Origin of the sequence: Bradyrhizobium sp. HKCCYLR20261, from assembly GCF_051168435.1 — a bacterium.
Lineage (GTDB): Bacteria > Pseudomonadota > Alphaproteobacteria > Rhizobiales > Xanthobacteraceae > Bradyrhizobium.
The window spans coordinates 424,679-438,930 of record NZ_JBNPUZ010000006.1 but is presented as its reverse complement, the minus strand read 5'-3'; the positions used below and the strand labels follow the sequence as shown (position 1 = coordinate 438,930).

14 protein-coding genes are annotated in these 14,252 nt (G+C 65.0%); 11 read left to right on the top strand and 3 right to left on the bottom strand.

All coding sequences use genetic code 11. The features are described 5' to 3' along the window. Positions 1 to 37: 37 nt before the first annotated feature. From mce to mtnK, 3 genes are all read left to right on the top strand, one after another. On the top strand, positions 38 to 442 hold the full coding sequence (gene mce / locus ACQR1L_RS17400; RefSeq protein ID WP_012044572.1) for a methylmalonyl-CoA epimerase: 405 nt from the start codon (positions 38 to 40) through the stop codon (positions 440 to 442). A gap of 12 nt (positions 443 to 454) precedes the next feature. Next, entirely contained in the window at positions 455 to 730 is a 276-nt protein-coding gene (locus ACQR1L_RS17395; protein WP_434859155.1) for a DUF1467 family protein, read from the top strand. Between the two features lie 98 nt (positions 731 to 828). After that, on the top strand, positions 829 to 2,130 hold the full coding sequence (gene mtnK, locus ACQR1L_RS17390; protein ID WP_434859154.1) for an S-methyl-5-thioribose kinase: 1,302 nt from the start codon (positions 829 to 831) through the stop codon (positions 2,128 to 2,130). A 415-nt stretch (positions 2,131 to 2,545) separates the two neighbouring features. On the opposite strand, the gene ACQR1L_RS17385 is transcribed toward mtnK, so the two are convergent. The 3 genes from ACQR1L_RS17385 to ACQR1L_RS17375 are packed head-to-tail and all read right to left on the bottom strand — an operon-like array spanning position 2,546 to position 6,145. Next, complete coding sequence (locus ACQR1L_RS17385; protein WP_434859153.1) at positions 2,546 to 3,583, bottom strand: ABC transporter permease; 1,038 nt, start codon at positions 3,581 to 3,583, stop codon at positions 2,546 to 2,548. Between the two features lie 10 nt (positions 3,584 to 3,593). Next, a complete protein-coding gene (locus ACQR1L_RS17380; RefSeq protein ID WP_434859152.1) occupies positions 3,594 to 5,099 on the bottom strand; it encodes a sugar ABC transporter ATP-binding protein in 1,506 nt (501 codons plus the stop codon). 11 nt (positions 5,100 to 5,110) lie between these two features. Next, a complete protein-coding gene (locus ACQR1L_RS17375) occupies positions 5,111 to 6,145 on the bottom strand; it encodes a sugar ABC transporter substrate-binding protein (RefSeq protein WP_434859151.1) in 1,035 nt (344 codons plus the stop codon). Here ACQR1L_RS17375 and ACQR1L_RS17370 point away from each other — a divergent pair. The 8 genes from ACQR1L_RS17370 to ACQR1L_RS17335 all read left to right on the top strand — a co-directional run bounded on the left by ACQR1L_RS17370 (position 6,078) and on the right by ACQR1L_RS17335 (position 14,234). After that, complete coding sequence (locus ACQR1L_RS17370) at positions 6,078 to 7,199, top strand: metallophosphoesterase family protein (protein ID WP_434859150.1); 1,122 nt, start codon at positions 6,078 to 6,080, stop codon at positions 7,197 to 7,199. The two genes, ACQR1L_RS17375 and ACQR1L_RS17370, sit on opposite strands and share 68 nt — an antisense overlap. A 531-nt stretch (positions 7,200 to 7,730) precedes the next feature. Next, the gene (locus ACQR1L_RS17365; RefSeq protein WP_434859149.1) at positions 7,731 to 8,096 is read left to right on the top strand and encodes a DUF2946 family protein; all 366 of its coding nucleotides are present in this window, start codon (positions 7,731 to 7,733) and stop codon (positions 8,094 to 8,096) included. A 152-nt stretch (positions 8,097 to 8,248) separates the two neighbouring features. Then, entirely contained in the window at positions 8,249 to 8,770 is a 522-nt protein-coding gene (locus ACQR1L_RS17360) for a copper chaperone PCu(A)C (RefSeq protein WP_434859148.1), read from the top strand. Between the two features lie 22 nt (positions 8,771 to 8,792). Continuing rightward, on the top strand, positions 8,793 to 9,578 hold the full coding sequence (locus ACQR1L_RS17355; protein ID WP_434859147.1) for a DJ-1/PfpI family protein: 786 nt from the start codon (positions 8,793 to 8,795) through the stop codon (positions 9,576 to 9,578). Between the two features lie 98 nt (positions 9,579 to 9,676). Then, complete coding sequence (locus ACQR1L_RS17350) at positions 9,677 to 10,018, top strand: DUF2946 family protein (protein WP_434859146.1); 342 nt, start codon at positions 9,677 to 9,679, stop codon at positions 10,016 to 10,018. A gap of 93 nt (positions 10,019 to 10,111) precedes the next feature. Next, positions 10,112 to 12,505, top strand: coding sequence for a TonB-dependent receptor family protein (locus tag ACQR1L_RS17345; RefSeq protein WP_434859145.1), 2,394 nt, complete (start codon positions 10,112 to 10,114; stop codon positions 12,503 to 12,505). An 8-nt stretch (positions 12,506 to 12,513) separates the two neighbouring features. After that, complete coding sequence (locus tag ACQR1L_RS17340) at positions 12,514 to 13,740, top strand: sialidase family protein (protein WP_434859144.1); 1,227 nt, start codon at positions 12,514 to 12,516, stop codon at positions 13,738 to 13,740. After that, positions 13,737 to 14,234: a TlpA family protein disulfide reductase gene (locus ACQR1L_RS17335; RefSeq protein ID WP_434859143.1), complete on the top strand. Its 498-nt coding sequence runs from the start codon at positions 13,737 to 13,739 to the stop codon at positions 14,232 to 14,234. The genes ACQR1L_RS17340 and ACQR1L_RS17335 overlap by 4 nt, the downstream gene beginning before the upstream one ends. Positions 14,235 to 14,252: the final 18 nt, after the last annotated feature.

Below are 14,252 nucleotides of genomic sequence, written 5' to 3'. Positions count from 1 at the left end.
CCGATCGAACGGCCGCGATACAACAGTGGAGGATGTCATGCTGGGCCGGCTCAATCACGTCGCCATCGCGGTCAAGGATGCGGAGAAGGCTGCGAAAATCTACGGCGCCGCGTTCGGCGCCGAAATTTCCTCAGCCGTGCCGCTGCCGGAGCACGGCGTCATCACCGTCTTCGTCACCTTGCCGAACACCAAGATCGAGTTCATCCAGCCGCTCGGCGAGGCCTCGCCGATCGCCAAATTCCTCGAGCGCAATGCCGATGGCGGCATCCACCACGTCTGCTACGAGGTCGCCGACATCATCGCCTCGCGCGACACCCTGATCAAGGAAGGCGCCCGCGTGCTCGGCGACGGCCAGCCCAAGATCGGCGCGCATGGCAAGCCGGTGCTGTTCCTGCATCCGAAGGACTTTTCGGGCGCGCTGGTCGAAATCGAGCAGGCCTGAGGCAGCGCGATCATGGCCTATACGATCTCCACCTGGCTTGCGATCTACTTCGTGATGTGGTGGGTGACCTTGTTCGTCACCCTGCCGTTCGGCATCCGCAGCCAGCATGAGACGGGCGGCGCTTCGCCGGGCACCGACCCCGGCGCACCGACGATCAGTCTGATGGGCCGACGCCTGATCTGGACGACGCTGCTGTCGGCCGCGATCTTCGCGCTGTCCTTGATGGCCTATCAGGCGGGCTATCTCAACATCGAGCGGCTGTCCAAACTGATGGGCATGCCGTTCTAGATCGCTTGCATCGCAAAACATTCTTCCGAAGCCGACGCGCGGACGTGCGTCGGCTTTTTTGCTATAGGAGGCAAAACAAGACGACAGGGAGGTTGCGCGTGACCATATCGGCCGAAGCCCGGCAGGGGACCCCATCGGGCTATCGCATTCTGAACGAGGCGGATCTGAGAGCGTATCTCGCTGCCATCCCGTCGGTTGCAACCCAGCTCGGCGGGCCGGCCGACCATTGGGCGATCACCGAAGTGGGCGACGGCAACCTCAATCTGGTCTTCATCGTCAAGGGCAGTTCTGGAGGGCTCGCGGTCAAGCAGGCGCTGCCTTACGTCCGCCTCGTCGGCGAGAGCTGGCCGCTGCCGCTCTCGCGCGCGCACTATGAGCATCTCGCGCTCACGCATCAGAACCGTCTCGCACCCGGCCTCGTGCCGGCCATCGTCCATCATGACGCCGCGCTGGCGCTGACGGCGATGGAGCTGCTCGAGCCCCACATCATCATGCGCAAGGGGCTGGTCGCGGGTACGATCTATCCATCCTTCGTCGATCACGTCACGACGTTCATGGCGCAAACGTTGTTCTTCTCGTCCGATCTCGCCTTGACGGCCGCCGCGAAGAAGGTGGCGATCGCGAGCTTTGCCGGCAATCACGCGCTGTGCAAGATCACCGAGGATCTGATCTTCACCGACCCTTATCGGATCGCTGAGCAGAACCGCTGGACGTCGCCATGGCTGGATGCGACCGCCGCCGACATCCGCGCCGATCTCGACCTGCATGTCGCGATCTCCCGGCTGAAGCTGAAATTCCTGTCGAGCGCCGAGGCGCTGATCCATGGCGACCTGCATACCGGATCGATCATGGTCACGGACACCGAGACCAAGGTGATCGATCCGGAGTTCGCGTTCTACGGCCCGATGGGGTTCGATGTCGGAGCTGTGCTGGCCAACCTGCTGATGGCCTACTTCGCCTCGGACGGTCACGAAAGATCACAAGGGGAGCGGCAGGCGTTCGAGAGTTGGGTGCTCGGCACGGTCGATCAGGTCTGGAGCGGGTTCGCGCAGAAGTTCTTGACGCTCTGGCGCAGCGAAGCTCGCGGTGATGCGTATCCGCTGTCGCTGTTTCCCGGCGAGGCAGGCGCGGCGCGGCTGGAGGCCGAGCGTCAGGCCTACATGGCCCGGCTGTTCCAGGATGCCGTCGGCTTCACGGCCGCCAAGATCATCCGCCGCATTCTCGGATTGGCGCACAACATCGATTTCGAGCTGATCGAAGATGCCAAGCGGCGCGCGACTTGCGAGGCAAGGGCGCTGCGGCTGGCGCGCACGCTGATGGTGGAGGGGGGATCGTTCACGTCGATCGGGTCGGTGACGAACGCCGCGCGCGAACTGCGTCATTGGCAACCAGGATTCTGATGCGCTGTTGTTGTTGGGTTGAGAGGTGCTGATCCCTCTCGGAGCGCGCCGGCGTACCCTCTCCCCTTGTGGGAGAGGGTGGATCGGACGAGCGAAGCGAGTTCGAGCCGGGTGAGGGGTCTCTCTCCGCAGATGAGCAAGCGGAGAGAGACCCCTCACCCGCCTCCGATGCTTCGCATCTCCGGCACCCTCTCCCACAAGGGGAGAGGGTGCACCGCCGATGACGACGGCTGATCGAGCTCCAGAACGACTGGGATCTTGGTCAGTGCGTGGGTGGGCAAAGGCGCGCCATGATGTATCGGCTCGGCCTCCGTCCCTCTCGCGCCGTGCCCACCATCGCGCACCGCGCTCGGGGATGGGCGGTGGGCACGCTGCCGCCTTTGGCGGCGGCTTTGCCCACCCTACGGCATCTCAGTTAGTCCGCCGCCTTGGCCCGCAGCCGCTGCGCATAGACGTTGATCACCAGCGCCGCGAGCAGGATCAGGCCGCGGATCAGGATCTTCAAAAAGCTGTCGATATTGACGTGGTCGAGGCCGTTGTTGAGCACGCCGAGCACGAACAGGCCGACGATGGTGTTGCCGATGCCGCCGCGGCCGCCGAACAGGCTGGTGCCGCCGACCACGACGGCGGCGATGGAGTCGAGCAGATAGGTGTCGAACTCGTTCTGCTGCGCGCTGCCGAAATGCGCCACGCCCAGCATGCCGCCGATGCCGGAGCAGACCGCCGAGATCACCATCACGCTGCCGAGGATCAGCTTGACGTTCAGGCCGGAATATTCCGCCGCCTCGCGGTTGCCGCCGACCATGTAGACGTAGCGGCCGAACCGCGTGTAGGTCAGCACGAGGTGACCGAGCAGCAGCATCAGGGCGGCGACGATCACGATCCACGGGATGCCGGCGATGGAGCCTGAGCCGAGTGTCGTGATGATCGGCGGGACCTTGTAGGCGATCTGGCCGCGCACCAGCATCGCCGAGACGCCGGCCGCGATCTGCATCATCGCGAGCGTCATGATGAAGGAGGGGATGCCGATGACGGTCAGGCCGAAGGCATTGACGGCGCCGAGCAGGGCGCACAGCGCGAGCGCCAGCAGGATGGCGGCAAAGCCCGGCATCGGCACATTGGCGATGTTGACGTAGGAGTCCTGCAAGGTGAAGTAGGCGACCGCGATGCCGGTGACGTTGGCGATGGCCGCGATCGACAGGTCGATCTCGGCGCAAAGGATGACGAATGTCAGGCCGACCGCAATGATGCCGGTGACCGAGACCTGCGTCAGGATGTTGCCGACATTGTCCAGCGTGGCGAAGGACGGACTGGCGATCGCGAAGAACGCCGTCAGGAAGATCAGCGTCAGGAATGGCGCGATGTTGCGCATCTGAGAGCGCAGCAGCGCGGCGACCCCGCCCGCGCGTCGCGGCTGCGCCTCGGGCATCGGAACGGTCTCGCCATGCGCCATGAAAGTCTCCTTACGCCGCCTCGAGCAGACGGTCTTTGCTGATTGTTTCGCCGGCGAATTCGCGCACGACCTCGCCGCGCTTGAGAACGATGACCCGGTCGGCCATCGACAGCACGGTCTCTGGCTCCGTCGACATCACGATGACGGCGATGCCCTGGTCGCGCAGCTTGCGCACGATGCCGATGACGTCGCTCTTGGCGCCGACATCCATGCCGCGCGTCGGCTCGCACAGCACCAGCAGCCGCGGCGGATGGCTCAGCCATTTCGCGAGTGCGACCTTCTGCTGGTTGCCGCCCGAGAGCAGGCCGAGGTCGATCTCGACATCGGCCGGGCGGATCTGCAACTGCTCGACCTGCTTCTGGGCCAGTTCGCGTTCGCGCGAGGGCTTCAGCAGCACCGCATTGATGCGGTCGAGGATGCTGATCGAGACGTTCTTGTAGACAGGCTCCTGCAGGAACAGCATGTCGCGCCGGCTCTCCGGCACGAAGGCGATGCCGGCGCGGCGGGCATCCGCCGTGCTCTTGAAACGATTGGGCTCGCCGCCGACCCGCAGCGCGCCGGCGTCGGGCGCGAGCTTGCCGAACAGGATCCGGGCCAGCTCGAGCTGGCCGCACCCCATGAAGCCATAGATGCCGAGCACCTCGCCGGCGCGGACCGAGAACGACACGCGCTTGAGATTGCGGGCCAGCGACAGCCCTTCGGCTTCCACGACCACCGGCTTGTCGGCCGGCGGCGCGGGCAGGGTGATGTCATGGGTGTAGCTGTCCTCGAGTGCATCGCGGCCCTTGCCGATCATGGCCTCGATCAGCGCCGCCTTGCTGGTGTCGGCGGACCTCGTCTCCATGATCTTGCGGCCGTTGCGGAACACGGTCACCTCGTCGGAGATCAGCAGGATGTCCTCGATGAAGTGAGAGATGAAGATGATGCCCGTGCCTTGCTCGCGCAGCCGGTTCAAGGCCGCGAACAGTCGCTCGACCTCGGGAGGCGACAGTGCGGAGGTCGGCTCGTCCAGGATGATGATGCGCGCGCCTGAGAACAGCACGCGCGCGATCTCGATCAGCTGTTGAACGCCGATCGGGAGATCGCCGAGCCGGCTCATCGGGTCGGCGTCGATGCCGAGCTTCTTGAGCTGCTCGGCCGCCTCGCGCGCCATGCGTCGCCACTGCACGATGCCGAGCGCATTGGTCGGCTGATTGCCGAGAAACACGTTCTCGGCCACGGTGAGATCAGGCGCGACGCTGAGCTCCTGATGCACCATGGCGATGCCGGCCGCGCGCGCGTCGCGGACGGAATTGAAATGGACCTCGCGGCCGTCGAGCAGGAAGCGGCCGGAGAAACCGGTATGCACGCCGGCGATGATCTTCATCAGCGTGCTCTTGCCGGCGCCGTTCTCCCCGACGAGACCATGGATCTCGCCGGGTCGAAGGGTGAAGTCGACGCCGCGCAACGCGGTGACGCCGCCGAACGACTTGGTGATGTCCTGCAACTGCAGAAGTGGTGGGCGGCTGTCCAGCATGGGAAGAGACTTCAGATCAGGAAGTGATCCTCCATCCATTGCATGCCCGGCGCATTGGCCTTGGTCACGACCGGGCCGTCGGTGATCACATGTTTCGGAATGCCCTGGCCACTCTTCTCGCCCGCGGTCACCGCCGCGACGCCGGCCACGATCGCGCCGCCATGGATGCGGCAGGACGGATTGCGGACGGTTGCGAACATGCGGCCGTCGCTGACGGCCTGGATCGCGGGCGGCATGGCGTCGACGCCGCCGATCAGGATGTTGGTGCGATTGCGCGCCTTCATGATGTTGTAGGCGGCGAGCGCCATGTCGTCATTGTGGAAGAACGCCGCGTCGATCTGCGGATACTTCGTGAGATAGGTCTCCCACAGGCGCGCCGCTTTCGACACGTCCCAGTCGGCCGGCTGAGTGTCGAGCACCTCGATGTTCGGGAACTGCTTGATCACCGAGTTGAAGCCCTTGGCGCGGCCCTGCGCACCGGTGTGGCCGAGCGCGCCCTGGGTCATGATGATCTTGCCCTTGCCGCCCATCGCATTCGCGAGCGCCTGGGTGACGGATGCGCCCATGAACTCGTTGTCGGGTGCGAGGAAGGAGTGGACGTTGATCTGATCGAGCGGCGCGATCAGCGTGTCCATGTCGATGACGGGGATGCCGGCGTCGATCATCTTCTGCACCGGCTGCGTCAGCGTGCCGATGCCGAACGCCTGGATGGCGACGAAGTCCCACTTCTGCGAGGCCATGTTGTCGATCGCGGCGCGCTGCTTCACCGCATCGAGCTGGCCGTCGAACCAGGTCACCTCGACGTTGAGCAGCTTGCCCCACCATTCGGCGGCCTGCTTGCCTTGCGCGCACCACGTCGCCTGCAGACCCGCGTTGGAGAACGCCGCCTTCAGCGGCTTCTCGGAGCGGCCCATCTCGGCGGCGAGCGCCGGATTGATGCCGAAGCCGGCGAGCAGGGCCGCTGCAGAGCCCGCGGCGGTGGCCGCCTGGAGAATATCGCGCCTGTTCTTGAATGACTTTTTGGACGTTTCGTCAGTGCCGGACATGCCGTGCTCCCTGTCCCATTGTTGTCTGGCGTCGTCATTGATCGCGCCGCCAAGAGCTGCACTGTTTCACAACCCCAGAGAACGCGCTACAGCCGGATGTTGTGCGCTGCATCCAACTGATGTCGCGGCGCACGCGCGTTGTCAGAAAACGGTGATGCGTCCATGCTACGCGGCGCATGACATCGTCTTGCGCCATGCATTTGTTGGAGACGCGGTTTTGGCAACGACGCGCATTGCTGTGATCGGCGACATCCATCACGGACAGGACACACCAACGAAGCGCGGCGCGATGGCGCTGCCGCTGCTGGAGCGATTTGTCGCACAGGTCAACGACGCGCGCGTCGATGCGGTGATCGATCTCGGCGACCGAATCTCGGATGAGGATCCCGAACGAGATCGCCTGCTCCAGAGCGACGTCGCGATGGGCTTTGCGAGCCTTGCGGTGGCACACCATCACCTCAGCGGCAACCATGATGTCGCATGTCTCACGCTTGCCGACAATGAAGCGATCTTCGATCTCCCCTGCGGGTCGCGTTCACTCCGCATCGGCGACATCAGATGCGTGTTCTGGCAGCCCGATGTCCGTCTCACCCGCGCGCGCGGGCTGCATCTGTCCGACGGCGATCTCGACGGCCTCGAGGCCTTGCTCGGCGAGGATGAGCGGCCGACCTTGCTCGTGAGCCACGTGCCGCTGTCGGGGCACGCGCAGACCGGCAACTATTACTTCGAGGCCAATCCCGGGCATGCGACCTATGCCGACGTCTGCGAGATCCGGAAGGTCATCGCCGGCGCGCCCTGTCCGATCGTCGCGCTCGCCGGTCATGTGCACTGGAATACGCTGACCACGGTCGACGGCACGCCGCACATCACGCTTCAATCATTGACCGAGACCTTCATCTCCGGCGAGCCGGCCGAGTCGTTCGGCGTGCTGGAGGTCGAGGCCGATGAACTGCGCTGGGTGGTGCGGGGCAGAGAGCCGGTGTCTCTCATGCTGCCATGGCGGAGAACCAAATCGCACTGGCGCGCGCCCTTGCCGTCATTCGCGACGAGCTGACGCAGAGCCGCGGCGGACCACGTTCAGGCAGCGTTCATGAGGAGAGGCATAGTCTCTGGACAGATGATCTGCCCGCTCAAAAAAATAGAGCAGGGCAGCGGGCCCTGCTCGGAAATTGTGTCGACCCTTTGATATCCCGCAAGTTCAGATTTGATCTTGTTAAGCGGGGTGACGCTGCTTTTTGCGCGCCAGGGCTCCTCCCGAGACTTGGACCACCAGACTTCCGCAAGCGTTAGCCTGAGGCCCGAATTCGTAGACGATCTTTTTGCGTTTGTCATCCTTTTCGGCAACGATTGTTCAAATTTCGCGCATTCCATGAAATGATCGATAAGTGCCTGCAATTGGCGGGTTTTATTTTCGTTTTTTCCCTCACTAGGTGCTAAAATACCTCGTAATCTGGCGGCCCGAAAGCGGACGCGGCGTTGTTCTTAATCAACGACCGCCGTCCGAATGTCCCGGACTGTGCCCATCCTGTCCTCGACTCGGGGGCAGGGCTGGGGCACAAGATCCCGGTTCAATTGGCGGGCATCCATGCGGCAGCGGCTGCAAGCGTTTTTTCCGATCGTGCTGATCGCACTGATGGTGCAGATCCTGGCGCCGATCGGGTTTGCCTGGGCCACGGCCGCGAACGCATCCGATCCGCTGCGCGGTGTCGAGATCTGCCACAGCCGAGCGGGATCCCAGCCGGCCGACGATGAATCCTCCGGCAAGCTTGGCCATTCGGCGTGCGCGCTCTGCTGCACGGTGCAGCCGGTCGTGTTCGAGGGGCCGGCGCCCATCCGCGCCGATCTTCCCCAGCGTGAAGCGCGGGTCGTCGTGTGGCGGTCAATGGCTGCGGATATCCGGGCCGCCCTGGCGTCGTCATCTGCGCGCGCAAGAGCGCCTCCTGCGGCATGACGGCCTGGCCGCTCCGCGGCCGAAGAGATTCCTCTCCACTCCGAATCGCAAAGACGCTGTCTCTCTGTTCGTCCGGCCCCGGTCCGTACGGATATGGGTCCATGTGTCGTCCCAGCGTATTTGCGGCAACTTTCATCGAAAGGATCACCGTCATGACTCTGCTTGGACGTTCCCTGTTTGCATTTGCTCTTCTCCTGATCGGCTCGCCCGCCAGCTTCGCCGCGGACGTCAAGGCCGGTGACCTCGTCATCAGCCAGCCCTGGAGCCGGGCCACGCCGGGCGGGGCCAAGACCGGCGCGGGCTATCTGACGATCGCAAACAAGGGCACGGCACCGGATCGGCTCGTCGCCGTGTCCGGCGAGGTCGCCGGCCGCATCGAGGTGCACGAAATGGCCGTGAACAACGGCGTCATGACGATGCGTCCGCTCGAGAACGGACTCACGATCGAGCCGGGCAAGACCGTGGCCCTGGCGCCGGGCGGCTATCATCTCATGATGATGGATCTCAAGAGCCCGCTGAAGCAGGGCGACAAGCTGCCGATGACCCTGGAGTTCGAGAAGGCCGGGAAGGTGGCGGTGACGATCGAAGTTCAGGCGGTCGGCGCGAAAGGGCCGGGCGGCGAGAGCGGCGGCAGCATGATGAAGCAGCACGATCATTCTGGGATGAAGATGTAGCGGCCTGGCCCAGGGGCTTTCCATGGACCGACGAGTCTTCAACCAGGCGCTGCTGGCGGGATCGCTCAGCGGCCTGCTCCTGCCCGGCGCACATGCCGAGCCGGGACAGCGATTGCCCGGCAAGCCGGTCATCGGCCTGCTGGTCTATCCGGGCGTGATCCTGCTCGATCTCACAGGCCCTCTGACCGTCTTCAACATCATGCAGGCCGACATCAGGCTGATCGGCGCATCCATGGCGCCGGTCGCGACCGACGTCGGGATCGCCGTCAGCCCGAGTCACAGCTTCGAGACCGCGACAGCCGATCTCGACGTTCTGTTCGTGCCGGGCGGGCTGAAGGGCACCGTCGACGGCATGAACGATCCGCGGACCGTCGACTTCGTCGCGAAGCGCGGCGAGACCGCGCGCTTTGTCACCAGCGTCTGCACGGGGGCGCTGCTCCTGGGCGCGGCGGGCCTGCTCAAGGGCTACAAGGCAACCTCGCATTGGTACGTCCGCGACCTGCTGCCCTTGATGGGCGCAACCATGGTGGCCGACCGCGTCGTGTCGGATCGCAACCGCATCACGGCGGGCGGCGTCACCGCGGGCATCGATTTCGGGCTCGCGCTGGCTGCGCAACTCACCAGCGAGGAGAACGCCAAGCGCATTCAGCTTCTGATCGAATATGATCCGCAGCCGCCGTTTGCGGCCGGATCACCCGAGCGTGCCGGTGTGGAGGCGGCCAATGCCGTGTTGACGCAGCGCGGCCCGCTGATCCGGCAGGCCGAGCAGGCGGCGCGCGCGGCCGGATCGAGGCTCGGCGTCCGATGAGTCCAGGTCGCGCGATCCCTTCTTATCCTCGCACGCGCAATGGCCGTGACGACGGCGATGCGCGGCGTGGCTGGATCGCGAGCCTGCTGCCGATCGCCTTGCTGGCGCTGATCATTCAAGTGCTGGCGCCGGTGGCAGCTTCGACCATCGCGGCTGCCGCGGCCTCAACCCTCGATCCGTTGGGCGGCGCCGCGATCTGCCATGCCGAAGTGGACGCCGCCCCGTCCAATCGCGAGACCGACCGCACGGCCTGCGGCCTCGATTGCGTCATGTGCTGCGTGCTCCACGCCGCCGTCGCCCTCGATCTGCCGCCTGTTGCCGCCAACATGGCCCCGCTGCGCGGATGGGCGCGGATCGCCTGGATTGGGCGCGAACTCACCCTCATCCATCTTCCCTCTCGCTCACAAACGCAGCCGCGCGGACCTCCCGTCCTCTCCTGACCAAGCAAATCATCACCGTCGCGACAAGCGCTTGCGCCGGTCTGCAACTGATCAGGAAGACCGGCCGTCGAGCCGGCATTGGGGAAGTCTCACATGTTTCGTCGTCATGCCCTCGGTGGCGTGAGCGTGGTCGCCTTGCAGCTCGTGCTGTTGCCGCCGGCCACCGTCGCGTCCGCCCAGTCCGCAAGGGAATTGCCATCCGTCACCGTCGATGCCCCGCGTCCTGCGGCGCCTCGCGCCGCGCGCAAGCCGGCGGCGCAGCCCATTTCGGTCAGCGCCCGCGCGCCGAAGCCGGTGGCGTCGGCCGCCAACATCTCCGGCCAGGGGCAGGCCGCGTCGGGCCGGCTCGCCGGAGCAAGCGCCGCCCGTGACCAGCTCAGCCAGTCGCCGTCCGGCCAGACGGCAACCACCATCGACCGCAGCCGCTTCGACGACCGGCCTGCCTTCTCGGTCGGCGACATCCTGCGCGAAAGCCCCGGCGTGTCGGTCAAGCAGGGCAACGGCCCGCGCGATCTCGGCATCTCCATCCGCGGCTCCAATGCGCGCAACGGCTTCGGCATCCGCAACATCGTGCTGTTCGAGGATGGCTTCCCGGTCACCCAGCCGGACGGCCTGTCGCGCAGCGATCTGATCGATCCGCACGCCTATGGCGCGGTCGACGTCATCAGAGGACCGTCCTCGGCGCTGTACGGCAACTACGCGACCGGCGGCGCGATCAATTTCCGCACCCGCCCCGGCGGCAGCATCGACGGCGCGGAGATCGGCAGCGAGGGCGGCAGCTTCGGCTATCTCAGCAACTATCTCGCCTTCGGCAAGAAGGTCGGCAATTTCGAGGGATCGCTGTTCACCAGCGACGTGCGCGGCGACGGCTATCTCGGCAACAGCTGGTTCAACACACAGACGGTCAATTTCCTGGGCACGGTGAAGGTGACGCCGGACGATCGCTTCACGGTGAAGATCATCAACAACGATCTCACGACGCGGCTGCCGGTCCGATACACGCTGAGCAATTACTATCTCAATCCATATCAGCAGGGCTGCACCAACGGGAAGTCGTTTGCAGCCGGCTGCCAGACCGTCGGCCTCAACAAAAACGGATTCAATACGCTGGGTGGCGTCGACACGGAAACCGCGCTGCAGGCCGGCCTCGGCCGCAACGACCGCCGCACCATCGTCGGCGGTCGCTGGGAGCATGACTTCGACAACAATACGACATGGCGCAACCAATTCGTGTTCGACGATCGCAACATCAGCCAGCCCACGGGATCCACTAGCGCGATCGGCGACTATCCCTCCTATAACTACATGAGCGACATCACCAGGCGCGGTGAGATCTTCGGCCTGGAATCGACCGCCTTCTTCGGTGCGTTCTACAATACGCTCACCGCGTCGGGGGATACGCGCTTCGTGGTGCCCGGCGGCAACGCGGCGCTCGGACGTCTTTCGGGCAACACCTGGAGCGAAACCACCAATTATGGCTTCCGCGCGCGCGAAGAGCTCAAGCTGACGGCTGCCCTGACTGCGGTGGCCGGACTCGGCTGGGAGCGCACGCATCTGCGCGGGGTGAACACGGCGTATAACTACAAGGACGCGACGGGCATTGCGACGACATCAATCACCACCGCGGACCGCCAGTTTGACAATCTCGCTCCAGAGCTGGCGCTGCTCTACAAGGTGAACAGCGACTGGCTGCTGCGCGCGCGCGTCGCGACCGGCTATGGGACGCCGCAGGCGTCGAACCTGTTCGTGCTGCCGACCGGCGCCTTCGGCAACAACACCCAGCTGAAATCGCAGACCAATCTCGGCTACGATGTCGGCTTCGACTGGACGCCGAACCGGACGGTGACAGTCAGTGCGACCGGCTTCTACGAGTTCTTCCGCAACGAGATCGTCACCCAGGCCGTTACGGGTTCGCTCAACTCCTCCTACACGTTCAACGCGCCGCGTTCGGAGCATCGCGGCGTCGAGCTGGCGGCGGACTGGAGATTTCTGCCGGGCTGGCGGTTCACAGCCGCCTACACCTACCTCGATCAAGTCTACACCGACTACACGGAGAACCTCGCCAGCGGATCGACGCTTTTCAGCTTCAACCGCGCCGGCAACAAGATCCCTGGCATCTCGCCGAACGAGCTGACGGCTCGGCTGGGCTACGATCACGACAGCGGGAGACTGGCCGGGCTCGGCGGTTTCGTCGAGGTTCAATGGAAGGACTCTTTCTATATGGACAACGGCAACCTGCAGAAGGCGCCCGGCTACGAGCTCGTCAACCTGAACGTTCACTACAAGACTGAGCTGGCTTCGGAGACGTTCAAGTCGCTGAACGTCTTCTTCGAAGTCCGCAACGTGTTCGACCGCACCTACATCGCTTCAGCAAACAACCTGCAGAATGCGATGAAATCCGGCGTACAGGACGTGGCGACCACCGGGACGATCTACGCCGGCTCGCCCCGCGCGTTCCTGGCAGGCATGAAGGTGGCATTCCGATGAGGACCAGCATGACAGCAACGGTACGGCTCAAGAGTGCTCTGCTCGGAGTAGCGATAGGTCTGCTTTGTGCGCCGATCGCCCAAGCCCAGATGGCGCATCAGCATGGCTCGGACGCGGCCTGCGAAGGCACCGAACTGCGATGCGCCACCAAGGTGACCCCGTTCTTCGCCAGCGACGGCAAGCTCTGGCTGGCCTGGATGGCCGGCGGGCGGGTGTCGGTCGCAAGCTCGAGTGATGAGGGCCGCACGCTGTCCACGGCGGTGCCGGTCAACGACCAGCCGCTCAATCTCGACTGGGGACCGGATGCCCGTCCGAAGCTGGTGGTCGACGGCAAGGGCGGGATCGCGGTCGCGTTCTCGATCTTCCGCGACCAGGCCTTCAACGGCCAAGTGCTCACCACGCGCTCTGACGATGGCGGCCAGAGCTTCGCGGCCGTCCGTCCGGTCACGGCGAGCAATGAAAGCCAGCGTTTCGAGGCGCTGGCGCTCGACCAGGATGGGACCGTCTTCGTGGCCTGGCTCGACAAGCGCAACCGCGTGCCGGCGAAGGCTGCGGGGCGTGCTTACGAAGGGGCCGCGTTGTTCTTCGCCTCGTCGCGCGATGGCGGCGCCACTTATGCCGAGGCGACGATGGCCCAGGACAACACCTGCGAATGCTGCCGGCTGGGCCTCGCGTTTGCGGGGCCCGGACGTCCGGTCGTGATCTTCCGCAACATCTTCGAGGGCAGCGTCCGCGATCATGCGGTGGTGACCTTCAAGGACCTCGCCACGCCCGGCGACGTCTACCGGGTCAGTACCGACGATTGGCAGATCAAGGCCTGCCCGCACCAGGGGCCGACCCTGACGGTCGCGCCCAGCGGCGCCTACCATGTCGCCTGGTTCACCAGCGGCAAGGTCCGCAAGGGCCTATTCTATGCGCATTCGCGCGACGGCGGCCGGACCTTCTCCGACCCGATGCCGATCGGCCGCCCCGACCGCAACCCGACGCGGCCGTATCTGCTGGCAACGGCGGAGCTCACGACGCTGGTGTGGAAGGAGTTCGACGGCGAGCGGACCACGGTCATGGTGATGCAGTCGCACGACGATGGCGAAACCTGGTCGAAACCGCGCGCCCTCGCCAGCACCGACAATGCGTCGGACCATCCGCTCCTTGTGTCGAAAGGCGGCAAGGTGTTCCTGTCCTGGATGACCAAGGCGGACGGCTATCGGCTGCAGGCGATCGGAGACGAGTCATGAAGCGCGCCATGTTGGGCTTGGCCATTGCGGGACTTCTCGCCCTGACCGCGTCGAGCACCGCGGCGCCGCCGTCGCTCAAGCCGTTCGAGCGCGGCTCCTGGCGCGAGGTGCTGCGGTCCCATGCGGGACGGCCGACCTTGATCCATTTCTGGGGCGTGACCTGCGGCCCCTGTAAGATCGAGCTTCCGCAGCTCGGCAAGTTCATGGCGGATCATCCCGAGATCGACGTCGTCACCGTGAGCGCCGACCTCGTGCCGAATCTGGATGCCGCGACCCAGGCCATGTTGGACAAGGCGGGCCTCGCCGCAGCCGAGAACTTCATCTTCAACGACGGCTATGCCGAGCGTCTCAGGTTCGAGATCGATCCGTCCTGGCAGGGCGAGATTCCCCGCACCATCCTGGTCTCCCGCGACGGCGCGATGTCGACGATCGAAGGCAGCGCCGAGATCAGTGATCTCGACAAATGGTGGTCGGAGCAGGGACGCCCGCACTAGGGTGGCGCCGCGTGGCGG